The sequence below is a fragment of the Amycolatopsis speibonae genome (genome assembly GCF_042647925.1).
Classification (GTDB): domain Bacteria; phylum Actinomycetota; class Actinomycetes; order Mycobacteriales; family Pseudonocardiaceae; genus Amycolatopsis; species Amycolatopsis speibonae.
Window position 1 is genome coordinate 1 of record NZ_JBHRWK010000106.1, and the last position, 21,965, is coordinate 21,965.

At 69.2% G+C, this 21,965-nt stretch carries 24 protein-coding genes; 12 read left to right on the plus strand and 12 right to left on the minus strand.

Going from position 1 to position 21,965, the window contains the following annotated elements; translation table 11 throughout:
• Nucleotides 1-441: 441 nt before the first annotated feature.
• The 3 genes from ACFOSH_RS41650 to ACFOSH_RS41660 form a co-directional block, all read right to left on the minus strand.
• Nucleotides 442-636: a hypothetical protein gene (locus ACFOSH_RS41650; RefSeq protein ID WP_378246911.1), complete on the minus strand. Its 195-nt coding sequence runs from the start codon at nucleotides 634-636 to the stop codon at nucleotides 442-444.
• 109 nt (nucleotides 637-745) lie between these two features.
• Entirely contained in the window at nucleotides 746-1,240 is a 495-nt protein-coding gene (locus ACFOSH_RS41655; RefSeq protein WP_378246913.1) for a GNAT family N-acetyltransferase, read from the minus strand.
• A gap of 42 nt (nucleotides 1,241-1,282) precedes the next feature.
• Nucleotides 1,283-2,062 carry an IclR family transcriptional regulator gene (locus ACFOSH_RS41660; protein WP_378246953.1) on the minus strand — a complete coding sequence of 260 codons (780 nt, stop codon included), beginning with the start codon at nucleotides 2,060-2,062 and terminating at the stop codon, nucleotides 1,283-1,285.
• Between the two features lie 112 nt (nucleotides 2,063-2,174).
• On the opposite strand from ACFOSH_RS41660, the gene ACFOSH_RS41665 reads away from it, so the two are divergent.
• Entirely contained in the window at nucleotides 2,175-3,083 is a 909-nt protein-coding gene (locus ACFOSH_RS41665; protein ID WP_378246915.1) for an SDR family oxidoreductase, read from the plus strand.
• Here the strand turns inward: ACFOSH_RS41665 and ACFOSH_RS41670 are convergent.
• Complete coding sequence (locus ACFOSH_RS41670; protein ID WP_378246917.1) at nucleotides 3,074-4,609, minus strand: PH domain-containing protein; 1,536 nt, start codon at nucleotides 4,607-4,609, stop codon at nucleotides 3,074-3,076. The two genes, ACFOSH_RS41665 and ACFOSH_RS41670, sit on opposite strands and share 10 nt — an antisense overlap.
• Nucleotides 4,606-5,160: a PH domain-containing protein gene (locus tag ACFOSH_RS41675; RefSeq protein WP_449224213.1), complete on the minus strand. Its 555-nt coding sequence runs from the start codon at nucleotides 5,158-5,160 to the stop codon at nucleotides 4,606-4,608. Before ACFOSH_RS41675 ends, ACFOSH_RS41670 begins: the two co-directional genes overlap by 4 nt.
• A 104-nt stretch (nucleotides 5,161-5,264) precedes the next feature.
• Between ACFOSH_RS41675 and ACFOSH_RS41680 the strand changes: the two genes are divergently transcribed.
• Nucleotides 5,265-6,188 carry a proteasome assembly chaperone family protein gene (locus ACFOSH_RS41680; RefSeq protein ID WP_378246955.1) on the plus strand — a complete coding sequence of 308 codons (924 nt, stop codon included), beginning with the start codon at nucleotides 5,265-5,267 and terminating at the stop codon, nucleotides 6,186-6,188.
• A gap of 89 nt (nucleotides 6,189-6,277) precedes the next feature.
• Here the strand turns inward: ACFOSH_RS41680 and ACFOSH_RS41685 are convergent, their stop codons facing one another.
• Both ACFOSH_RS41685 and ACFOSH_RS41690 read right to left on the minus strand, forming a co-directional pair.
• A complete protein-coding gene (locus ACFOSH_RS41685; protein WP_378246921.1) occupies nucleotides 6,278-7,498 on the minus strand; it encodes a hypothetical protein in 1,221 nt (406 codons plus the stop codon).
• Nucleotides 7,499-7,569: 71 nt separating this feature from the next.
• Nucleotides 7,570-8,223 (minus strand): NAD(P)-dependent oxidoreductase, encoded by a 654-nt coding sequence (locus ACFOSH_RS41690; RefSeq protein ID WP_378246923.1) that lies wholly within the window; start codon nucleotides 8,221-8,223, stop codon nucleotides 7,570-7,572.
• Between the two features lie 142 nt (nucleotides 8,224-8,365).
• On the opposite strand from ACFOSH_RS41690, the gene ACFOSH_RS41695 reads away from it, so the two are divergent.
• Nucleotides 8,366-9,193: a class I SAM-dependent methyltransferase gene (locus ACFOSH_RS41695; protein WP_378246925.1), complete on the plus strand. Its 828-nt coding sequence runs from the start codon at nucleotides 8,366-8,368 to the stop codon at nucleotides 9,191-9,193.
• Here the strand turns inward: ACFOSH_RS41695 and ACFOSH_RS41700 are convergent.
• Together ACFOSH_RS41700 and ACFOSH_RS41705 are read right to left on the minus strand one after the other, a co-directional pair.
• Nucleotides 9,190-9,522 carry a YciI family protein gene (locus ACFOSH_RS41700; RefSeq protein ID WP_378246927.1) on the minus strand — a complete coding sequence of 111 codons (333 nt, stop codon included), beginning with the start codon at nucleotides 9,520-9,522 and terminating at the stop codon, nucleotides 9,190-9,192. The genes ACFOSH_RS41695 and ACFOSH_RS41700 overlap by 4 nt on opposite strands.
• 8 nt (nucleotides 9,523-9,530) lie before the next feature.
• Entirely contained in the window at nucleotides 9,531-9,965 is a 435-nt protein-coding gene (locus ACFOSH_RS41705) for a MarR family winged helix-turn-helix transcriptional regulator (protein ID WP_378246957.1), read from the minus strand.
• Between the two features lie 104 nt (nucleotides 9,966-10,069).
• On the opposite strand from ACFOSH_RS41705, the gene ACFOSH_RS41710 reads away from it, so the two are divergent.
• A complete protein-coding gene (locus ACFOSH_RS41710; RefSeq protein WP_378246929.1) occupies nucleotides 10,070-10,783 on the plus strand; it encodes a hemerythrin domain-containing protein in 714 nt (237 codons plus the stop codon).
• Between the two features lie 179 nt (nucleotides 10,784-10,962).
• Nucleotides 10,963-11,820 (plus strand): DUF11 domain-containing protein, encoded by an 858-nt coding sequence (locus ACFOSH_RS41715; RefSeq protein ID WP_378246931.1) that lies wholly within the window; start codon nucleotides 10,963-10,965, stop codon nucleotides 11,818-11,820.
• Nucleotides 11,821-11,869: 49 nt separating this feature from the next.
• Here the strand turns inward: ACFOSH_RS41715 and ACFOSH_RS41720 are convergent, their stop codons facing one another.
• The 3 genes from ACFOSH_RS41720 to ACFOSH_RS41730 form a co-directional block, all read right to left on the minus strand.
• On the minus strand, nucleotides 11,870-13,093 hold the full coding sequence (locus tag ACFOSH_RS41720) for an RNA polymerase sigma factor (RefSeq protein ID WP_378246933.1): 1,224 nt from the start codon (nucleotides 13,091-13,093) through the stop codon (nucleotides 11,870-11,872).
• Nucleotides 13,094-13,489, minus strand: coding sequence for a YciI family protein (locus ACFOSH_RS41725; protein ID WP_449224214.1), 396 nt, complete (start codon nucleotides 13,487-13,489; stop codon nucleotides 13,094-13,096).
• Nucleotides 13,490-13,594: 105 nt separating this feature from the next.
• Nucleotides 13,595-14,587, minus strand: coding sequence for an isopenicillin N synthase family dioxygenase (locus tag ACFOSH_RS41730; protein WP_378246937.1), 993 nt, complete (start codon nucleotides 14,585-14,587; stop codon nucleotides 13,595-13,597).
• Nucleotides 14,588-14,700: 113 nt separating this feature from the next.
• Here ACFOSH_RS41730 and ACFOSH_RS41735 point away from each other — a divergent pair, with 113 nt between their 5' ends.
• The 7 genes from ACFOSH_RS41735 to ACFOSH_RS41765 all read left to right on the plus strand — a co-directional run bounded on the left by ACFOSH_RS41735 (nucleotide 14,701) and on the right by ACFOSH_RS41765 (nucleotide 21,499).
• The gene (locus ACFOSH_RS41735) at nucleotides 14,701-15,441 is read left to right on the plus strand and encodes a class I SAM-dependent methyltransferase (protein WP_378246939.1); all 741 of its coding nucleotides are present in this window, start codon (nucleotides 14,701-14,703) and stop codon (nucleotides 15,439-15,441) included.
• Nucleotides 15,422-16,519: a FecCD family ABC transporter permease gene (locus tag ACFOSH_RS41740; protein WP_378246941.1), complete on the plus strand. Its 1,098-nt coding sequence runs from the start codon at nucleotides 15,422-15,424 to the stop codon at nucleotides 16,517-16,519. The genes ACFOSH_RS41735 and ACFOSH_RS41740 overlap by 20 nt, the downstream gene beginning before the upstream one ends.
• A complete protein-coding gene (locus tag ACFOSH_RS41745; protein ID WP_378246943.1) occupies nucleotides 16,519-17,307 on the plus strand; it encodes an ABC transporter ATP-binding protein in 789 nt (262 codons plus the stop codon). The genes ACFOSH_RS41740 and ACFOSH_RS41745 overlap by 1 nt, the downstream gene beginning before the upstream one ends.
• On the plus strand, nucleotides 17,304-18,287 hold the full coding sequence (locus ACFOSH_RS41750) for an ABC transporter substrate-binding protein (RefSeq protein ID WP_378246945.1): 984 nt from the start codon (nucleotides 17,304-17,306) through the stop codon (nucleotides 18,285-18,287). Before ACFOSH_RS41745 ends, ACFOSH_RS41750 begins: the two co-directional genes overlap by 4 nt.
• Nucleotides 18,284-19,339, plus strand: coding sequence for a cysteine synthase family protein (locus ACFOSH_RS41755; protein ID WP_378246947.1), 1,056 nt, complete (start codon nucleotides 18,284-18,286; stop codon nucleotides 19,337-19,339). Before ACFOSH_RS41750 ends, ACFOSH_RS41755 begins: the two co-directional genes overlap by 4 nt.
• Nucleotides 19,336-20,526, plus strand: coding sequence for an ATP-grasp domain-containing protein (locus ACFOSH_RS41760; protein WP_378246949.1), 1,191 nt, complete (start codon nucleotides 19,336-19,338; stop codon nucleotides 20,524-20,526). The genes ACFOSH_RS41755 and ACFOSH_RS41760 overlap by 4 nt, the downstream gene beginning before the upstream one ends.
• A 67-nt stretch (nucleotides 20,527-20,593) precedes the next feature.
• Nucleotides 20,594-21,499 carry an SDR family NAD(P)-dependent oxidoreductase gene (locus tag ACFOSH_RS41765; RefSeq protein WP_378246951.1) on the plus strand — a complete coding sequence of 302 codons (906 nt, stop codon included), beginning with the start codon at nucleotides 20,594-20,596 and terminating at the stop codon, nucleotides 21,497-21,499.
• Nucleotides 21,500-21,965 lie beyond the last annotated feature (466 nt).

The window sequence follows — 21,965 nt, forward strand, 5'->3', positions numbered from 1 at the left end:
GGCCCTGAGGCGACCGATCCCCACGGATCTCAAACAACACAACCCCTGAGACAAGTCAGGTGTTGCAACCACCACTAGAACCCAAGGGGAAGGGGGCCTTCACGGACCGGGCCTGCGATCAACCGCACTCGGGACCCAGGTAGGTACTCACGACCCATCCGGACCGACCGCTCACTCACCCCGCAGCAGACGCGACGAAGGGGCCTTTCACGGCAGATGCCATGAAAGGCCCCTTCCAGGTCACACCCCGCGATTCGGTGCCGAATCGCGGGGTCTGACGTGCACGAGGGCCTCGCGCTCGGTCATGAAGGGCACAGCCGACGGGACCAGGTCCCTTCATGACACCCCCAGTGCGACGGGCCCACGTGGGCCCGCCTCAGTGGAGGCGGAGTTCTTCGCCCTCGAAGTCCGCGGTGGTGATCCACGCGGACGGTCTCGGTGTCACCTGGAAGTCATACGCCATACCGGCACATTAACCACCCGCCCCGACAGTTCCGGGCGCTCCTGCCCGCTGACCACGGTGAACCGCCATTTGTCGACCCCGCCGCCCATGATCTCGGCGTAGCGCCGGGCGCCGTCCGCGTTGGCGAAGCGCACCTGCTGGCCGTTGGTGAGATGGGTGATCTTGACCGCCATCCGTGCCTCCTGAGTCCGGTGCCGGCCCGCGGAGCTTCCCCCTCCGGGGCCGGCGCGGACAGTAGAACACACGTTCGACAGGTGCGGCCAATCCGACCCCCCGCGCGGGTCATCGCCGCATGGTCACCCGCGGCCAAGCGTCCAGCCCGCGGGCGATCTCGTGGGCCCGGACGGCTCGCAGGCCCTCGGTGAGCGCCTCCTCGTCGAGCGTCACGAAGCCGAGCCGGGCGTAGTACGGCGCGTTCCACGGCACCTCGGCGTACGTCGTCAACGTCAGTCCCGCGAGTCCTTCGCGCGCGGCCCACTCGGCGGCGTGCTCGATCAGCCGCCGCCCGAGGCCCCGCCGCGCGTGGTCCGGGCGGACGGACACCTGCTCGATGTGGCCGTGGCCGTCGACGACCTCGGCGATCAGGTACGCCACCGGGCCGTCGCCGGTGTCGTGCACCCATGCCCGGCCCGCGCGCTGGAAGCTCGCGAGCTCCTCGATCGACGGCGGATCGTCGTCGGCGATCGCGGCCATGCCGAGCGCTCGGAACGGTTCGCCCGCGGCGCGCTCGATGTCCTGGAGCGCGGGCAGGTCTTCGGGTACGGCGAGTCGGATCACGAGTCGAGTTCTACTCCGTCGCGGCGAGTGGACGCGCGCGAATTAGAGCGAGAACGACGACACGGCCCGGTGGATCCTGCTCGCGTACGACTGGAGCGCGACGATGGCGGCCCGTTTCGCGTCGTCGCCGATCCGGGTCGCGGGGGCGGCCAGGGTCAGCACCGCGGGCCGGTGCCCGGTGCTCGGGATCGGTACCGAGCACGACCAGACGCCGTCGTCCAGTTCGCCCCAGCTGACCGAATACCGGTTCGCCCCGGCGCGTTTGACCTCTTCCCGCACGCTCGGGCCGCGCCGCTGGACGATCGACGAAAGCCGCCTTTCGCGTTCGCCTTCCGGCAGCATGGCGAGCAGCATCTTGCCCGACGCGCCGGCACCGAGCGGGACGGAATGGCCCGGCTGGAAGGTGAAGCGCATCGCGCGCTCGCATTCGACCCGGTCCGCGCAGACCGCGGAATCGCCGAAATGCTGGAACAGCAGGACCGTCTCGCCGAGGTCGCGTGCCGCCTCCTCCATCGCCGGGCGCGCCAGCCTGGCGAGATCGTTGGCGAGCTGTGCGGCTCGCGCGAGCGGCATCACCTGGCTCGTCACGTGGTAGCGCCCTGTCTTGCCCTCCTCCAGGAGTTGGAGTTCCTTCAGCAGTGCGACATAGCGATATGTCGTGGCGACCGGAGTGCCGATCCTCGCGGCGAGTTCGGCGACGCTCGCGTCCCACCGGCGTTCGGAAAAGGAGAGCAGCAGCTGCAGTACTTTGCGTGAGCTGCTGGCGCCGGGGGTGCGTTTCGGTGGAGCGGTGGTGTCCAGGGATCGTGCGGCAGGTGTCATCTCGACCTCTCGCCGGGGCAATCACAAAGAGTCAAGAACGTAGCACATTGTGTGAAATGCGGACCAGGGACTTTGGTCCACTAACAAGCGGACTTCTTGCTAGGTTCGGACGATGGAAAAGCCATTGGCGGGCAAGATCGCGTTGGTCGCCGGGGCGACCCGCGGGGCCGGGCGGGGAATAGCGGTCCGGCTGGGTGCCGCCGGCGCGACCGTTTACGTGACCGGCCGCAGTACCGGTTCCCGGAGATCGGAAATGAATCGTCCGGAGACGATCGAGGAGACCGCGGCCCTCGTCGAGGAAGCCGGCGGGCACGGGATCGCGGTCCGGGTCGACCATTTGGAGGCCGACCGGGTCCGCGAACTGGTGGAACGGATCGACGCCGAACAGGGCGCGCTGCACGTGCTGGTCAACGACATCTACGGCGCCCCCATCGAATGGGGCAAGACCGTCTGGGAGTCCACTTTGGACACCGGATTGCGGACGTTGCGGCTCGCCATCGACACCCATGCCATCACCGGTCATTTCGCGCTCCCGCTGATGATCAGGATGCCGGGCGCGCTGGTCGTCGAGGTCAACGACGGGACCACCGAGTACAACTCGGAGAACTACCGCGTTTCCTTCTTCTACGACCTTGCCAAGACCGCGGTGAACCGGATGGCGTTCGCGCTCGCCCACGAATTGGAACCGCACGGCGGTACCGCGGTGGCGGTCACGCCGGGCTGGTTGCGTTCCGAGGCGATGCTCGACGCTTATCAGGTCACCGAAGAGAATTGGCGGGACGCGACGAAGGTACAGCCCCATTTCGCGATTTCTGAAAGCCCGGCGTTCGTCGGCCGGGCGGTCGCGGCACTGGCCGGCGACCCGGAAGTCGCCCGCTGGAACGGGAAATCGGTGTCCAGCGGCGAATTGGCGAAGGAATACGGATTCACCGACCTCGACGGGAGCCGCCCCGACTCCTGGCGCTATCTCGTCGAGGTCCAGGACGCCGGAAAACCGGCGGACGTCACCGGCTACCGCTGAGCCTCCCGCCGCAGGAAGGGTGTGAGCAGGCCGGGCGCGGCCTGCTCCGCCATCGCCAGCCCGGCCGATTCGCCGACGTCGACCACCTGGTAGCCGCCCCTGCCCGCCGCGATCGGGGCGGTCACGGTGATCAGGCCCGCGCGGCGCTGGAAGAACGAGCGGCTGATGACGATCCCGGTGAGCCCTTCACGCCGGATCGCCACCGTCGCGCGCGCCAGCGAACCGGAGCGGCTGACCAGGTACCGTCCGACGATCGCGTGGCCGAGATTGCGGTAGCCGTCCCAGCCCACCAGCGCGGCGAACGGCACCAGGCCGAGCGCGACCTGCCACATCCACGACGGCAGGAAGTCGATCCAGGACAGGCCGAACAGCGCCGCCGCCAGGATCAGCACGCCGCCGATCGCCCGGGTGAGCCGCCGGGTCAGCGCCCGTCGCGGATGCCGGTCCAGCGGCACGGTGGCCGGGTCGAAGTTCTCCCGCAGCACCTCGGCCGCGACCTCGTGGACCCGGTCGACCGGCGCGGGCGGCAGCAGGAGCCCGCCGCCCTTGTCCGCGCCCTTGCCCTCGCGCAGCCCGCCCGCGATCGCGGTGAGCCGCGCTCCGCCCGCGATCCGCAGCGGCAGCGTCTCCTTCACCTCGACGCCGCGGAGCCGTTCTTCTTCGATGGACACCGAACGCGTGGTGATCAGCCCGCGCCGGATGTGCAGGGTGCCCTCGGATTCCCTGGTGAGCTTGAAGTTCCAGAACGAGAGCACGTAGCCGCCGACGGAAAGCAGCGAGACGACCACCAGCAGGACGACCGCCGCGACGACCACGATCAGCCATACCGCCGTGTTCGCCAGGCCGTCCATGAGGTCCCGCAGCGGCCCGACGTTCTCCGGGTCGATGTTCAGCTGGTGCGCGAAATGCCAGACCGCGGCGAACACCGCGCCCACCACGGCGAGCCCGGACAGCGTGAACGGCGCGTACCGCACCCACTTCCGGTCGACCTCCGCCACGACCTGTTCCGGGGGCGGCGGCGCGGCCTCGGCTTCCGAGGAGATCCCGGCGGCTTCCTTGCGGTGCAGGAGAACCGTGCGCAGCCGGTGTGCCTCGGTCTCGCTGACGGCGTCGAGCACCAGCTGGTCGTTGCTCGAACCCTGTCCGATCGAATGCCGTCCGGTGCCGATGCGTACCGCGCTGAGGGAGAACAGGCGGTGCTTCGGTTCCGAGGTGACGTCGACCGTCCGGATCCTGTCCAGCGGGATCGCGCGCTGCTTGCGCAGCAACAGTCCCGTGGTCCATTCCACCTGGCCGCCGGTGATGCGGTAGCGCGAAGTCAGCACATGCGAGATGCCGACGAACACGGTCAGCGCGGTGACTCCCAGCCCGATCCACTCCCAGCCGTTGCCCCGGCCGAGGATCACCGTCCCGATCAGCACCGGCAGCGATTTGACGACGTCGAGCACCGGCCGGATCAGCAGCATCCGGCGGTCGAGGCGGTGCCACTGGTCGACGGCGGCGTCCGGCGGCGCTTCGGTGCTCATGTCGCGTCACCGGCGGTGGCCTGGGTGGTCTTCGTCAGTTCCGCGGCCAGCGCCAGCGCGTCGGCGTGGTCGAGACCGGAGATCTTGACCGGACCCGCGGCCGACGCCGTCGTCACGGTGAGTTTCGCCAGCCGGAACAGTTGCTCGACCGGGTCACGTTCGATGTCGACGGTCTGGATGCGCGAGATCGGCGCGATCCGCCAGTCCTGCTTGAGCCAGCCTTCCTGGGTGTACACGGCCTCGCCGGTGACTTCCCAGCGGTGGATCCGGTAGCGCCACTGCGGCATGACCAGCAGATGGAGCGGCGCGAGCACGCACGAGATCGTCAAGGTGACCGTGAGCCACGTCGGGGCGTCGTCGCTGGTGAGGACGAACACGGCCTGCACGCCGACGAGGATCACCCAGCCGACCGCGGCCCACACCGTCCAGTAGCCGATGGCACGACGGCTGACCCGGTTGGCGGGTGGGCGCAGGGTGAACCGTTCCGCCGTTGCTGTCTCTTCTGTCACCCCTTCAGCCTGCACCACCTGGGCGTGGACCGCCCACGACAAGTGTCACCCCCGATAGGATCCGGGCCACGTTCGGCGGAATGGATGCCCCCTATCGGGGCGTTGCCACCCGTAGAAGGTTGTACGCACGAAATCTGGAGGATCTGGTGGCGCTGGACCCGGAAGACCTGTACGAGGTGGACTCGGACGTCCCTGACCTCGGCGGGGCCGTGCTCCTGCACTACTTCGAAGGGTTCATGGACGCGGGTTCGGCGGGCAAGCTCGTCGCCGAGCACCTCCTGAACTCCGCCGAGCACCGCGTGATCGCGCGCTTCGACGTCGATCGCCTCATCGACTACCGCTCGCGCCGTCCGACGATGACCTACGCCATCGACCACTGGGAGGCCTACGACGCTCCCGAACTGGTCGTCCACCTGCTGAACGACGCCGACGGCGTGCCGTTCCTGCTGCTCACCGGGCCGGAACCGGACCACGACTGGGAGCGGTTCTGCGCGGCCGTGCGCGGCCTGGTCGAACGCTGGGACGTCCGGCTCACCACCGGTTTCCACGGCATCCCGATGGGCGCGCCGCACACCCGCCCGCTCGGCGTGACAGCGCACGCGACGCGAGACGAGCTGGTCGGCGAGCACCGGCCGCTGCCCAACCGGATGCAGGTCCCGGGCAGCGTCGCCGGACTGCTGGAGTTCCGCTTCGGCGAGTGGGGGCACGACGCCGCCGGTTTCGCCGCGCACGTGCCGCACTACCTGGCGGAGTCGTCGTACCCGAGCTCGGCGCTGCACCTGCTCGAGGCGGTCGCCAGGGCGACCGGGCTGAACCTGCCGGACGAGGATCTGCGGTCCGCCTCGCGCGAGGCGGACGCCGAGATCGACCGCCAGGTCGCCGAGTCGGAGAAGGTCGCCGACGTCGTGCGCGCGCTGGAGCGGCAGTACGACACGTTCATGGAGGCGTCCGGCAAGGAAAGCCTCCTCGCGGAGTCGGTCGAGCACATGCCGACCGCCGAGGAACTGGGCACCCAGTTCGAGCGCTACCTCGCCGATCCGGAGGGCTACGGGAACACCCCCGAGCGCTGAGATTTCCCTGAGCTCAAGTCCGTGAAGGCCTCCTTCCCTACCCTCAAGGTAGGCAAGGAGGCCTTCACGGACCGCTACACGCGGCAGGGTCAGCGCAGGCCGGACGAGGCGATCACGCCCCAGGTGCTCTGCAGCCCGCCCGAACTGCCGAGACCGGCGGCCAGCACGCCCGTGGTCCCGGGAACGGCGGCGAACCCGAGGATCGAACTGCCCTCGGCCGTCTTGGCCACCTCCGGCGGAAGCGCGTCCTTCCGCCATTCGGTCCCGTTCCACGTGTTCATCAGGACGTGGCCGTCACCGGGCAGCCAGCCCGCGGTCCACAGCTTCCCGGAGCCGTCGAGCGCGGCGGCGTTGATCTCGTCGAACGGACCGGACGGCAGGGGACGCCACGTCTGCCCGTCCCAGCGCGTGACGAACGCCGGGATGCCGGTCGCGTTCCATTCGTTCACCCGGCCGACGACGTAGGCCGAGCCGCGGCCGTCGGGTACGACGTGGTTGACCAGCCAGCCGGTGCTGTGCTCCGACGGCACGGGAACCTCGGCCTGCCGCCAGCCCTTGCCGTTCCAGTGCAGCAGGAACGGCGTCTCCTTCCCGTCCGCGGACGCGGCGGACGCGGCGACCCACAGGTCGTCGTCGCCGGTGCCGCTGACGCGTGACGGCTGGAGCGGGCGGGCGCCGGTCTGCGGGATCTCGACCGGCTCCCACGTCTTCCCTGTCCAGTGTTCGAGATGGCTCGCCGACTTGCCCGTCTTCGGGTCGAAGTCGGAGGAGACCAGCCAGACCGAGCTCGGCGAGAACGCGGTGATGTCCGCCGCGAAACCGTCCATGCCCGCCGGTGGTTTCGGGCGTTCGATGTCGGTCCACACCTTGCCGTCCCACCGCTGGACCACGGTGGACGTCGATGCGGCGGCCCGCGGACCAGCCGTTGAAGGCAGGCGTGCGGGCCGCCGTGTACCCACTTCGGTGGTGTGGTCGCCGGAGGCCCAGACGTTGTCCGGTGCCGAGGCGGAGACGTCGGTGAGCCGGGCACCGGCGCCGCTGACCGGGGCCAGGGTGGTGTCGGCCCATTTCGTGCCGTCCCACCGGAGGGCGACCGGGACCTCGGCGCTGCCGGTCCAGGTGCTGCCGACGGTCCAGGCGTCGTTCGCGCCGGTGGCCGCGACACCGAAGTAGATCCGGTTCGCCGTACTGTCCAGCGGCTGTTCCAGCAGCCAGCCCTCGCTCGCCGAGGCCGTGCTCGTGAGCAGGCCGGACAAGCCGAGGACCAGGCCGGACACGGTCAGCGTGGATCGTCTCGCTACGCCTCGCATCTGGGACCCTTCCAGTTGTCGCAGGGTATGTGTGAACTCTTTACGGACTACCCCGCCGGAAGGTTGCCCCGTCAGTGATCGATGGCGATCATTTCCCTCGAATGCTTCGGCCGTTCGATCTCGTCGACCAGCGCGACGGCGAGATCCGCGTACGAGAACGGCCCCGCGTCCTCCGCGCGCGGCAGCACCCGGTGGTCCCCGGTGCGGTATTCGCCCGTGCGGTCGGCGTGTTCGTCGATCATCGCGGGCGGCGGCGCGACGATCACCCAGTCGGTCCCGCCGCCGGACGCACGGAAGACCTCCAGCTCCGCCGTGTGCCCGAGCGAGAACTCGCGGTGCGCCGACGGCCAGCCCGGCTGGTCGTGGAACGCGACGCCCGGTGAGATCTCCAGCGCCGATCCGACGCCGACGACGACCAGTCTCGGCACGCCGGCCCGGCCGAGGCCTTCGATCAACGCGTGCGCGGCGGCCGGGTAGTACTCCCGCGACGGGAGATCCGCGCGGTAGATGGAACTGATCGCGGCGTCGTGCCCGGCGGCCGCCTTCGCGACGTCGCCGGTGACAGTGACGTCGGCGGCGGTCAAGGTGACGCTGTCCCCGGCGAGATCCGCGTGCCGCCGGGGATCCCGGACGGCGGCGGTGACCTGATGCCCGCGGCTCACGGCCTCGGCGACGGCCCGGCGTCCTCCGCGTCCGCCTGCCCCGAAGATGACGATCCTGCTCATCGTGCTCCCTTTTTCCTTGCCGGTAACCGATCACCGGCGCCGGACGCGATGGTAGGAGCGGACCCCTCGGTTACCGCAACGAAACCGACTCCCGGACCTTCTGGGCCCGTTCACCCGAATGGTGCTGGTGTATCGTCCCGGAATGCGTCACCTGGTACCCCATTCAGCCCTGAAGACCTTGGGCCGATCGGCCCGCGGCACCCTCGGCCGGGGCCTGCACCGGCTCGCCCGGCGATTCCATGATCCTTATCCGGAACAGCTGGAACGGGTCGCCGCGGAACTGCGCGAGGAGATCGTCCGGCAAGGGGATCGCTGTTTCGATCGTGTCATCGAGTTCGAAATCCGGAGCCGCCGCGACATCATCTACGCCGGCGATCAGGACGCGGCGCGGGACAGCAACCGGTTCGCCCGTGAGCACCTGACCGGGACAAAGCACTTCGCGCGTCCACAAGAGACACTCGCGTACGCGCTTTCCCTTGCCCCGTCGGGGGGAATGGCCCTCGAATTCGGCGTCGCGAGCGGGAACACACTGCGGGTGATCGCCAAGGCACGCGGCGGTGTCGAGACCTACGGGTTCGACTGGTTCCAGGGCCTGCCGGAGAACTGGCTCAACGGGATGCCCGCCGGTTCGTTCGCGCGGGACGATCTGCCGGACGTCCCCGGCGCCGAACTCGTCGTCGGCCTCTTCGCCGATACGCTTCCCGGCTTTCTGGGGCAGCACGAAGGCGTCGTCGATTTCCTTCACGTGGACGGCGATCTGTACAGCTCGGCGAAAACGGTGCTGGACCTGGCGGGCCCGCGCCTGCGGCCGGGCAGCATCGTGCACTTCGACGAATTCTTCAATTATCCCGGCTGGCAGCAGCACGAGCACAAGGCGTGGCTGGAATACGTCGAGCGCACCGGCGTCGAATTCGAGTACGTGGCCTATACCTACGCCGACAACCAGGTCACCGCGCGGATCACCGGCTAAAGCAGTTCGCGGACTTCGATCGTCCCGAGTGCGGCCCAAGGGTGGCTTCTCGCCGCCTCGACGGCTTGTTCGCGGGTCTCGCATTCGAGGGTGTTGATACCGCCGATCTGTTCCTTCGTCTCGGCGAACGGGCCGTCCGTGAACAGCGCCTTGCCGCCGCGGACGCGGACGGTCGTCGCCGATTCGGGCGCGTGCAGGCCCATCCCGTTGACGCGCACGCCGCGCCGCGCCATCTCTTCGCCCCAGGCCTGGCAGGGGCCGGAAATGTCGGTGTCGAGCGGCCGTCCGTCGACGGGTTCGCCGCCGCGGAGCATGAGCAGGTAGCGCACCGTTCCTCCTAGTCCGTGAGCCCGTCTTCGTAGGCTCGCAGCGTATCGATGAACAGCCGTCGTTCGGCCGGGGTGAGGGGTTCGAGCGCCTTCTGCCAGGCGCGGGCGCCCTGGGCGAGCCAGCCGTCGATCGCAGGCCGCATCCGGGCGGTGATGGCGACGATCCGCCGCCGCCGGTCCGCCTCGTCCTCTCGCCGGTCGAGCACGTCCTTCTTGGTCAGTTCCCCGACCATCAGGCTCACCGTGGTCGGGGCGACTTCGAGCCGTTCGGCCAGTTCGTTCACCGTCATCGGCCCGTCGAAGAGCAGGTACGACAGCAGCGACAAGTGACGCGGAGCCAGCGACAGGGACTGGAGTTCTTCGGGGATCTTGATTCGCTTCGCGCGGCCGACCATCCGTGGCATGAGCAGCAGCAAGGCCCGGACGGCGTCGTCGACTTCCATGTCCTCGGTTGACACCGGGCACCCTCCTGGATACCTTTGCAAGCAAAGAAGCTTTGCTTGCAAAGCAAAATAGCTTTCAGGACGATGTTACCTGGGGAGTACCGTTGCTGATCACCACAGCGGACGCCGGGACAGGGTGTCCCCGTAGTACCCATGTCGACTGCCGCCGGTCCGGGAGCGGGTACCTGGCGTACGCGCCGGACGTCGATTCGCCTTGGTACGAAGACCTTCTCGTCAGTCCACAAGCGACACTCGAAATCGACGGGAGGCCGCACGCCGCGCGTGCCGTGCCGCTCGACGGCGGGGACCGGGGTGTCGCGCTGTACTTGTTGGAAATCGACGCCGCGCGGGGCCGGGCGATCGCCGATCAGCTGCTCGTCCATCACGGCGAACTCCGCAAGGCGCTGGCGGCCGCTCGAGCCGAACTCGACGGCGTGCCGATCGTGGGCCTGCCCGGGTTGCGGCGCGAACTGCTCGGCCATTGCGTGACTTTCTGCAACGGCCTGCGCATGCATCACCTCCGTGAGGACGGCGCCTTCACCGCGATCGAGAAGGCGCATCCCGGACTCGCGCCGACACTGAACCGACTGCGCGAAGAGCATGAAACCGTATCCCACGCGCTGCTCGACCTCGACGAGCTGCTGCAGGGCAAGGGGGAACTCGAAAGCGCAGCACTGCGTGAGGAGTTCGAGCGGGTCGCGAATGGACTCGAAGAACATTTCGCCTACGAGGAGGCGAATCTGCTCCCGGCGCTCAGGGCGACGGCGCACGGTCGCCCTGAGCGGCCGCTTTTGTCACAGCTTGGGAACGAGCCTTGATCGAACTACTGACCGAAGACGGGCGCTGCGCACTCGGAACGCGCGTACGGTTACTCCGAGAGGGTGAGGGCGGCCGGCCACCCGGCGGGAAAAGCCGGTAACGAATGTCCGATCCGGGGCGACTGATCGTTCGTCCGCACCGATCGGCGCGACGCCCCCGACCGGAATAGTGAGAACCGATGAAGCTTCGAAGAGCCTCACTTCTGTCTCTGGTGGCCGCAGTGGCCACGATCATGCTCGTCGCGCCGGCGTCCGCCGTCGCTGCCCCGCCGACCAGCGCGGTGGAGGTATCCCCGACCACTGTCCAACGTGGACAGACGTTCACCGTCAAGCAGACGGTGTACAACGCCGACGCGACCTCCGCCATCGAAGGTGGCAAGGCGACGCTCTACGGCAAGGAATCCCCGATGCCGGGGATCGTCGACCTGGTGTCCTGCCCCGGCGCGTTCGCCTGTGACATGCTCGGCGGCAGCATCCGCGGCGGGGTCGGCTCGGTGACCCCCGGCCAGAGCAAGACCGTGCTGTTCACCTTCCGGGTCAAGGACGACGCCCCGCTGGGCAGCGTCACGCTGCAGCACCAGTTCGTCGGCGACAACTACAGCTTCGAGATCCTCGAAGGCCCGGTGCTGACCGTCACCGGCACGCCGAGCGCCGCCGACCTCGGTGTCACGCTCACCGCGTCCCCGCGCGGGATCCTGACGTCGTCGATCGACTACACGGTCAAGGTCACGAACGCGGGACCGGCCGCGGCGTCCGGGATCCGGGTGGCGTCGACCCTCGGCAACGGACTGGGCTTCACCGGTTCCTCCGCCTGCTCGAACCCGAGTGGCACGAAGGTCGTGAACTGCGACTTCCCGTCACTCGCGTCCGGAGCCAGCGTCACGGCCAAGTTCTCGGCGGCCGCCGGACTGCTGACCCTCGGGCCGGTCAAGACGACCGCGAAGATCACGCAGAGTTCCGTCGCCGACCCGAACGCGGCCAACAACACCGCGTCGTCGACCTGCACCGCGATCACCGGTCTGCTGCTTACCTGCTAGCGCTGCAGGACTCGTGAGTGGTAAGTCGCGTTAGAACGACACTTGCCACTCACGAGTGTAGGCGGGCAGCGCGCGAGTGCAGATAGCGTTGGTGCGGCAGGCTCGTCGCGCGGCGCGCGGCCTCCACATAGGACTCGACGGCCTCGGCGGTCTCGCCGGCCATCTCCAGCAGATGCGCGCGGGCGGCGTGGAACCGGTGGTCGCCGGAGATCCGGTCGCCGAGCTTTTCCAACGCCACCAAGCCTTCTCGTGGTCCGCGGGCCATCCCGGCGGCGACGGCGTGGTTCAGCGCCACCACGGGATTGTCGGAGAGCCGCAGCAGAAGTTCGTACAGTGCCTCGATCTGCGGCCAATCGGTCTCTTCCGCGTTCGGTGCCTCGTCGTGCAGCGCGGCGATCGCCGCCTGGATCTGGAACTGCCCGGTCGGCCCCTGCGGTAGCGCTTCGGACAGCAGCGCGATGCCCTCGGCGACGTACTCGCTGTTCCAGCGGCTCCGGTCCTGTTCCGACATCGGTACCGGCGCGCCGTCCGGCCCCGTCCTCGCCGGACGGCGCGCGTCGGTGAGCAACATCAGCGCGAGCAGCCCGGTGACCTCACTGTCGTCCGGCAGCAGCCGATGGACGATCCTGGCCAGCCGGATGGCTTCGGCGGAAAGCTCGGTCCGCACCAGTTCGGGGCCGGACGTGCTCGCGTAGCCCTCGTTGAAGATCAGGTACAGCACGTGGAGCACCGCGGCGAGCCGTCCGGCCTCCGACGGCATGCCGAACGGGACGCCGCTGGTCTTGATACCGGTCTTCGCGCGGCTGATCCGCCGCGTCATCGTCGCTTCGGGGACCAGGAACGCGCGCGCGATCTCCGCCGTGGTGAGGCCGCCGACAGCCCGCAGTGTCAGCGCGATCTGCGACGCGGGCGACAGGGACGGGTGACAGCACAGGAAGAGCAGGATGAGCGTGTCGTCGGAGTCGGCGGCCCGCCGGTCCGCCGCGGGCGCGAGGTGCTCCTCCGGCAGCGTCCATTGGACGACGGTGTCCTCGCGACGGCGTCGCGACTGCTCGGCGCGAAGCAGATCCGTCAGCCGCCGCGAAGCGACCGTGACGAGCCACGCGCGCGGATTGTCCGGGCGCCCCTCGGCGGGCCAGTGCGTCGCGGCCGCGAGCAGCGCCTCCTGCGTCGCGTCCTCCGCCAGGTCGAAGTGGCCGTACCGGCGGACGACGGCGCCGAGGACCTGAGGCGAAAGCTCGCGCAGCAGGTCCTCGACGCCGCTGGCCGGCACCTAGAGCTCCAGCTCTTCGAAGCTGTCGGCGCACGGCCGGATGTCGACGTACCACTCGCGGCCGAGGTCGCTGCCCGCCGGATACGGGGTGTTCGCCAGCTTGGCCGCGATCTCGGTGGCGCGGTCGTAGCTCGCGCAGTCGATCGTCGTGTACCCGACCAGGACCTCCTGTGTCTCGGCGTAGGGGCCGTCGGTCACCACGGGGGCGCCGTCGCGCAGGGAGATGCGGCGCGCGTGCGCCGGCTGGGAGAGACCCTGTGCGTCGACGAACTCACCGGTCTCGACCAGGTCGTTGTTCCATTTGCCCATGAACTCGTGCAGCGCCGTGACCTCGTCGGCGCTCCAGTTGCCACCGATGCTTTCGAGATCCTTCTGCGACCCCATCATCATGATCATGTACTTCACGGTTCTCTCCTCTCGGCGGGCGCCGCTTCGGCGCCTTCTGCCGGAGACGTCGGAGCCGCCGGACAGGACCGGACATCGTTCGCCGGGAATTCTCCCTCAGCCGCGGTCGGCGGCGGTGTTCATCGCGTCGGCCGGTTCGAGGGTCCGCCCGCCGGTGATCTTCGCGTAGAGGTGCGCACCGCCGAGGACCGGCGGATACTTCGGCGGGTTGTCCGGAGATTGGCAGGTCGGAAGGCATTCGAACCGGGCGTCGTGGTCGCCGTCGAAGAAGAACGCCACGCTGCGCCGCCGTGACGGCCCCGGCCCGGACGGCGGCACGACCCGGTGCAGGGTGGAGCGCCAGCGGTCGTTGGTCCACTGCGCGGTGAGGTCGCCGAGGTTCACCACCAGCGCGCCCTCGGCGGGGACGACGTCGTGCCAGGCGCCGTCGGGACCGTGGATCTGCAGGCCGGGGACGGGATCGGCGTAGAGGACGGTGACGATGCCGTAGTCGGTGTGCGCGCCGAGCCGCATCTGACCCGGCAGCGGTTCAGGCGCTTCGGCGCGACGCTCGAAGTGGTTGACCCGCAGGGTTCGCGTCGGATGGCGGGTGTAAGCGCCGAGATAGCCGTCAGGGAGCCCTAGCGCCTTCTCGAAGATCTCCAGCAGCACTCGCGCGACGCGGTGCGCTTCGGCTTCGTATCCGGTGAGCGCGGGCCGCAGGCGTTCCGGCGGGCCGGGCCAGATGTTGGGGACGAAGAAGCCGTACGGATCCTCGCCGTCGATGTGCTCCGCGCCGATGACGAACGACTCCGACAGGTCGGGCGGCGTCGTCTCGCCGAGGCTGTACGCCAGCCCTTCGGTGCCTTCGGCCGCGTACCCACGATCCGAGGCGCGGTCGGCGGGCGCGGATCGGAGCTTCTCTTCGACGGGGAGCGCGAAGAAGGCGGCGGTCGCTTCGCGCATGTCGTCGATCGTCACCTGGGGGATGCCGTGCCCGACGACCTGCAAGAACCCGACGCGCGTCAAGGCCTCGTCGACGTCGTGCGCGAGCTTCGCGCGGTCTCCGCCGTCCCACGTGCTCAGGTCGACCGTCGGTACGAGAGTCATAACCCGACGGTAGTCAGTGATCACTCCACGAGAAAGCCGGGAACGCCGGGAACCGAAGACGATCCGCCGACGACTTGTGGGGCTGAATCCTGCGGCGTGGCGAGCGGAGAGAGATGCACTGGTACGAGGACGACGACCTGTGGGTCGGCTTCGCGGATGTGATGTTCCCGCCCAGCCGGGCCGAGGAGGCCGAACGCCTGACGGCCACGTCGCCGTTGTTCGAGTTCGCCGACGGCGCGAAGGTGCTCGACCTGGCGTGCGGTCCGGCGATCCACGTCGTACCGCTGGCCAGGAAGGGCGCCGACGTGACCGGCGTCGACCTCAGCCCGGCCATGCTCGAACGGGCCCGCGAGGCCTGTGAAAGCGCGGGAGTCGCCGCGAAGCTGATCCAGGCCGACATGCTCGAGTACGTCGAGCCCGGCGCGTACGACCTGATCGTCAACATGTACACCTCGTTCGGCTACTTCACCGAGCCCGGCGACAACCTCACCGTGCTGCGAAACGCCTACTCCAGCCTCGCGCCCGGCGGCAGGCTGCTGATCGACGTGCTCGGCAAGGAAGTGCTGGCCGGCTGGGTCGGCCGCCCGAAGGCGGTCGACATCGACGGCGGGACGGTGTTCATGCGCGACACCATCCTCGACGACTGGACCCGGCTCGAGACCGAGTGGACCCTGGTCCGCGACGGTGCGGCGAAGCAGGCGTCGATCCTGTCCTTTCTCTACAGCGCCGCGGAACTGAAGGCACTGTTCGAAACGGTGGGCTTCACCGGCGTCGAGTGCTTCGGCGACTTCGACGGCTCGCCCTACGACAACCACGCGCGCCGCCTGATCGTGCGTGGTGAACGTGCCGGCTGAACCGCTCCGCCTGTTCGCGGAACCGGACGACGACACAGCCGCTCGCCCGCTCCGGCTCACCGGCCCGGTGCTCCTGCTTTCGGCGGCGCTCGTGATCTCGCTGATCGCGGGCATCGCGCTCGGCCCGACCACCGTCGCTCTCCCGGACGTCCTGCGCTACCTGGGAAAAGCGATCGCCGGTGGCGTCATCAACGGCGACGAGGTCACCGGGTACTCGATCGTCTGGCAGGTCCGCACCCCGCGGGTGCTGCTGGCGGCCGTGGTCGGCGCGGGGCTCGCGGTGGTCGGGGTCGCGGTGCAGGCCTTGGTCCGCAACGCCCTCGCCGATCCGTTCGTGCTCGGGATCTCCTCGGGCGCCTCGGTCGGTGCCGCCGCCGTCGTGGTGTTCGGCCTGTTCGCCGGGCTCGGCGTGCTGGCGCTGTCGACGGCCGCCTTCCTCGGCGCGCTGGCCGCGACGGCGCTGGTCTACCTCGCCGCCCGCAGCAGATTCGGTCTGACGCCGTTGCGTCTCGTGCTCACCGGAGTCGCGCTCACTTACGCCTTCCAGGCCGTGATGAGCGTGCTCGTCTACCTCTCGCCGAACGGCCAAGCCGCGCAGACCGTGCTGTTCTGGCTGCTCGGCAGCCTCGGGGCGGCGACCTGGGCGTCCCTGCCGCTGGCCGCGCTCGGCGTGGCCGTGGCGATCGTGGTCCTGCTGCGGTACGGCACCGCGCTCGACGTCCTGTCGATGGGGGACGAGACCGCGATGAGCCTCGGCACCGACGCGGCCGCGTTACGCCGCTGGTTGTTCCTGCTCACCGCTGTCGTCACCGGGCTGCTGGTGGCTGTGAGCGGCTCGATCGGGTTCGTCGGGCTGGTCCTGCCGCATGTGGTGCGGATGGTCGCCGGTTCGGGACACCGCCGGGTGCTGGCGCTCGCGCCGCTGGTGGGCGCGGTCTTCCTGGTGTGGGTCGACCTGCTCGCCCGCACCCTCGTCGCGCCCGAGGAGCTTCCGCTCGGCGTGATCACCGCGCTGATCGGCGTCCCGGTGTTCCTCGTCGTGATGCGGCGCCGCGGCTACGCGTTCGGAGGCCGCTGATGCTGTCCCTGACCGAACTTTCCGTCGAGGTGGCCGGATCGACGCTGATCCGCGAGCTGCACCTGGACGTCGGCGCGGGCGAGGTCGTCGGCCTTCTCGGGCCCAACGGCAGCGGCAAGTCGACGGCGTTGCGCTGCGTCTACCGGGCACTGACGCCGTCCGGCGGCGCTGTCCTGCTCGACGGCACCGACCTCGCGGAGCAGGGCCTGCGGGACACCGCCCGCCGGATCGCCGCGCTCACCCAGGACAGCCGCGCGGATCTGGACTTCACCGTCGAGGAGGTCGTCGCGCTCGGCCGGTCGCCGCATCAGCGCGGCAACCTCCGGCTTTCGGCCCGCGAACGCGCGCTGTGCCGGGAAGCGTTGCGGCGCTTGGACATCACCCACCTCGCCCAGCGCAGCGTGCTGACGCTTTCGGGCGGCGAACGGCAGCGGGTCCTGGTGGCGAGGGCGCTCGTGCAGGAACCCGAAGTGCTGGTCCTCGACGAGCCGACCAACCACCTCGACGTGCGCCACCAGGTGGAACTGCTGAAGTTCCTGCGCGACTGCGGGCTCACCGTGCTCGTCGCCCTGCACGACCTCAACCTCGCCGCCGCCGTCTGTCACCGGATCGCGTTGCTGCGTGGCGGAACGCTCGCCGCCTGCGGCACCCCGGCCGAAGTGCTCACGCCCGAAACGGTCCGCACGGTCTTCGGTGTCGAGGTCACCCAGGTGACCCATCCCGCGACCGGCGCGCTCCAGTTGCTTTACGACCTTCCCGCCGATGAAACCGAGGGGATCTCACGATGAAGCCGTCCAGGGTGATCGCGCTCTTCGCCGCGGCACTGCTCCTGAGTGCCTGCGGCGCCAAGGTCGAGGCCGGACCGGCCGCGCCGGCACAGGCCACGGTGACCAACTGCGGCGCGCAGGTCAGCTTCCCGGCGCCGCAGCGTCCGGTGGCCTACGACGTTTCCGGTGCCGAGAAGATGTTCGCGCTCGGGCTCGCCGGCCGGATGCGCGGCTACGTCATGAACTCGCTCGGCGATCCGTCGATCGCGGGCTCGCCATGGAAGGACGATTACGCCAAGGTCGAACGGCTCGGCACCTCGCGGGTCACCCGCGAGATCCTGGTCAACGCCAAGGCGGACTGGGTGATCGCGGGCTGGAACTCCGGGTTCAGCGAGGAACGCGGGATCACCCCGAAACTGCTGGAGCAGGTCGGTATCCGCAGCTACCTGCACACCGAGACCTGCTGGGAGTATCCCACCGCGAAGTCGGAGGTGACGCCGTTGGAGGCGCTCTACACCGACCTGCGCAACCTCGGCGACATCTTCGGTGTCCGTCAGCGGGCCGACGAACTGGTCTCGGAACTCAAGGGACGCTTCGACAAGGTCCGCGCGGGGGCGCCGAAGACCCCTCCCGCCAAGGTGTTCGTCTACGACTCCGGCACCGATCAGCCCTACACCGCCGGGAAACACGCCGCTCCCAACGACATCATCGACGCCGCGGGCGGGACCAACGTCTTCCGCGACCTCCAGGACGGCTGGGGCAGCGTCGGCTGGGAAGCGGTGGTGAAGGCCGAACCCGAGGTGATCGTCGTGGTGGACTACGCCGACCAGCCCGCGAAGGACAAGATCGCGTTCATCAAAGCCGCGCCACAGCTGAAGAACACGCCCGCCGTGCGCGACAACCGGTTCCACGTCGTCTCCTACGGGGACCTCGTCAGCGGCCCGCGCAACGCGGCGGGCGCCGAATCACTGGCCGCGTACCTGCGCTCGATCGGCCGGTGACCGCGATGCCCGCGCCGGTCCACGAACACGTCACCGACGCCATCAAGACACCGGCGTTGATCCGGCTCACCCCGAACGTCGTGCTGATCCGCTTCGAAACCCTGAAGGTCTACGCGGCGCTCGGCGCCGTCCGGTCGCTGCTCGCCGACGGTACCGTCCGAAAAGGACAGACGCTGATCGACAGTTCGAGTGGGATCTACGCGCTCGCGCTGGCGATGGCCTGTCACCGCTACGGTCTGCGCTGCCACATCGTCGCGTCCACCACCGTCGATCTCACCATGCGCTCGCAGCTGGAGATCCTGGGCGCGACGGTGGACCAGATGCCGCCGTCCGAGGATCTCCGCCTCGACCAGCGGCGCCGCGTCGCGCGCGTGCACGAACTCCTGGAACGGCATCCGGACATGCATTGGATGCGGCAGTACCACGATCCCGTGCACTACCTGGGGTACGGCGAGGTCGCCGACCTCGTCGCCCGCGCGCTGCCGTCCGGTCCGCTGACCGTCGTCGGCAGTGTGGGCACCGGCGCGTCGACCGGCGGGATCGCGCGGTCGCTGCGCGAACGCGATCCGGACGTCCGCTTGACCGGGGTCCAGCCGTTCGGCAGTGTCACCTTCGGCAGCGAGCGGTTCACCGATCCGGACGCGATCATCGCGGGGATCGGTTCCGCCATCCCGTTCGGCAACGTCGATCACGAACTGTACGACCGGATCCACTGGCTGGACTTCGTGCACGCCATGGCCGCGACCATCGGCCTGATGCGCGATCACGCGATCTTCGCCGGGCTTTCCACCGGCGCCGCGTACCTCGTCGCGGGCTGGGAGGCGGCGCGGAATCCGGAGCGGACGCACGTCGTGATCGGCGCGGACACCGGACACCGTTACACGGCAAGGGTTTTCGCCCGGCATCGGGAGGCCGTCGACCCGGCGGGGCTCGCACCGCGCGAGATCGCCTCGCTGGACGACCTCGCCCTGCCGTGGGCGGCGATGGAGTGGCGGCGCCGCCGATTCGGGATACCCGCACAGCAGTTGTACCGGAAGGAACGGGTCTCGTGACCATCGTCTTGTTGGAAGCGCTCACCTTCGGCCTGGGCAGGCTGGCCGGCGCCGCGGCGGAAGCCGGGCGGAAACTGGTGCTGTTCACCGGAAACCGCGAGATCTACCGCTACGAACTCGGCATCCTCTCGCCGGGCAGGGTCGAGGTCGTCGACATCGACACCACCGACATCGAGGCCTGCGAAACCGCGTTGCGCGCGATCCCGGATCTCGCCGGGATCATCAACTCGACCGACACCTGGGCGCTGCCGGGTGCCGAGCTCACCGCCCGGCTCGGCCTGCCCGGCCCGGACGCGACGGCCGTCCGCGTGCTGCGGGACAAGGGCGCGGTGCGCGATCTGCTGTACGAACACGGGCTCACCCGCGGCAGGCCGGTACCCGTCGCGGTCGCCGAAGAACTCGGTTTCCCTTTGGTGGTCAAGGATTCTTCGGGAACATCGTCGCGTGGTGTATGGCTCGTCCGCGACGCGGCCGAACTCGACCGGGCCCGGCAGGAGGCGAAGGACACGCCGCTCAAGGGGCGCCTGATCGCCGAGCCGTACTTCGCCGGGCCGCTCTACAGCGCGGAAACCGTCACCTGGCAAGGGAGGACCCGGCTGCTCGGCGTCCTCTCCCGCCAGTTGTCGCCCGAACCCGTGCGACGCGAGGAGGCTGCTGCCTTCCCGGTGGCCTTCCCCGAGGCCGAACTCGCCGGGCTGGACGAGTGGATCGGCCAGGTGCTCAAGGCCGCCGGACACGATCAGGGCTTCGCGCACACCGAGTTCGTGCTCACCGCCGAGGGGGCGGAGGTCGTCGAGATCAACATCCGGATCGGCGGGGCGATGCTCGGCGAGGCGCTGTGCCGGTCGCTGGGCACCAACGTCTATTCCGCGATGATCTCGATGGCGCTGGGCGAGGAGCCCGCTCTGCTCACGCAGGAGATCGGCGGAGGACCGGGGATCGGGTTCGTCCTGGCGTACCCGGCCAGGGAAGGCGTGCTCAAGGGCTGGTCCGGGCTCGACAGGCTGCCCGGCCTGCCCGGGGCGCCGGGGTGGTATCCGACGGCGAGCCCCGGTGACCAGATCCGGCATCTCGCGGATCAGCGGTCCTGCACCGGGATCGTGCTGGCCGAAGGGCCGACGGCGGAACTCGCGCTGCATCGCGCGCTCGCCGCGGCGGGCGGGATCACCCCGGAGATCGATTCTTGAGAGTTCTCTCAGATGGATAGCCCTACTTTCTGTTTTGGGAAGTGAGACTATCCATCTGGGAGGAACTGTGGGCAAGGCAGTGGGCAGGCGCGCGGTACTCGGGGGCGCGGCGGCGGCCGGTGTCGCGATGCTGGCCGCGAACCCCGCCGCGGCGGGGGAAGACCGGCGGCGGTTCGCGGGCAAGGTCGTGATCGTCACGGGAGCGACGTCGGGGATCGGCCGGGCGAGCGCCATCGCCTTCGCCGCGGCCGGTGCCAAGGTCGGTTTCTGTGGCAGGCGGGAAGAACTCGGCCGTGAGGTCGAACGGGAGATCCGTCACGCGGGCGGGGAGGCGACCTACTTCCGGGCCGACGTCCGGGTTCCCGAGCAGGTGCAGGCCTTTGTGGATGGTGTCGCCCGCCGGTACGGCAGACTCGACATCGCGTTCAACAACGCCGGGATCCACCTCGGCAAGCCGTTGCACGAGATCTCCCTCGACGAATGGGAAGACGTGCAGCGCACCAACGCGCGCGGGGTGTTCCTCTCGATCAAGCACGAGGTGCCGCATCTGCTGAAGGCGGGCGGCGGGGTGATCGTCTGCACCGCTTCGGCGCAGGCTGACCAGACCAGGCCGGGACACGCCGCCTACACCTCCAGCAAACGCGCCGTGCAAGGTCTGGTGCGCGCGGCCGCGTTGGACTACGGAGCGAAGGGGATCCGGGTACTGTCGATCGACCCTGGAACGATCGACACCCGACTGGTGCGCCCGCCGGGTATCCCGGACGACCTGTGGGCGCAGTTCAAGAAGGCTTGGGGACCGCTGAACGTCCACGGTCTGCCGAGGATGGGCGAAGCGACGGAGATCGCTTCGGCCGTACTCGCGTTGGCGTCACCGGATTTCGGCTATCTGACCGGGACTTCGGTGCTCGTCGACGGCGGCCTGAACACCGGGCGGCCGATGGTCATGCCGCCAGGGTTCACCCCTCCCTCCTGAGCGCTGGAGGCACCGGTGAGTGTCGCGAAAGCCACTTTCGCAACATGCCCCGGAGCGTGGGCCGCGGCAGGCGTCGACTCGGTACCTCGTGAGCGGTAAGGATGGTTGGAACCAAAGGTGTCTTAGGTACCTGCTGGATTCCGACTGTGGTCGAGCGCCGGCCCGGTCCGTGAAGGCCTCCTTGCCTACCCTGAGGGTAGGGAAGGAGGCCTTCACTACCTCCGCGATCGCCACATGCACCCCCAGTCACACCAGTCACACCAGTCACCGCGGCTGCGCGTGAAGGCCCCCTTCCCTCGGCTCAGCCGAGGAACTCGACCTTCGCCCCTTCCCAAGTACGTGAAGGACCCCTTCACTGCGTTAGGAGGCTGTTGCGTTTTCGGATTGGGGTTCGTTGGTGTTGGTGGGGCGGGGCCGGAGGCCCTGCCCCATCACACTGTCTGGGGCTGGGTGGTGGTGAAGAGGC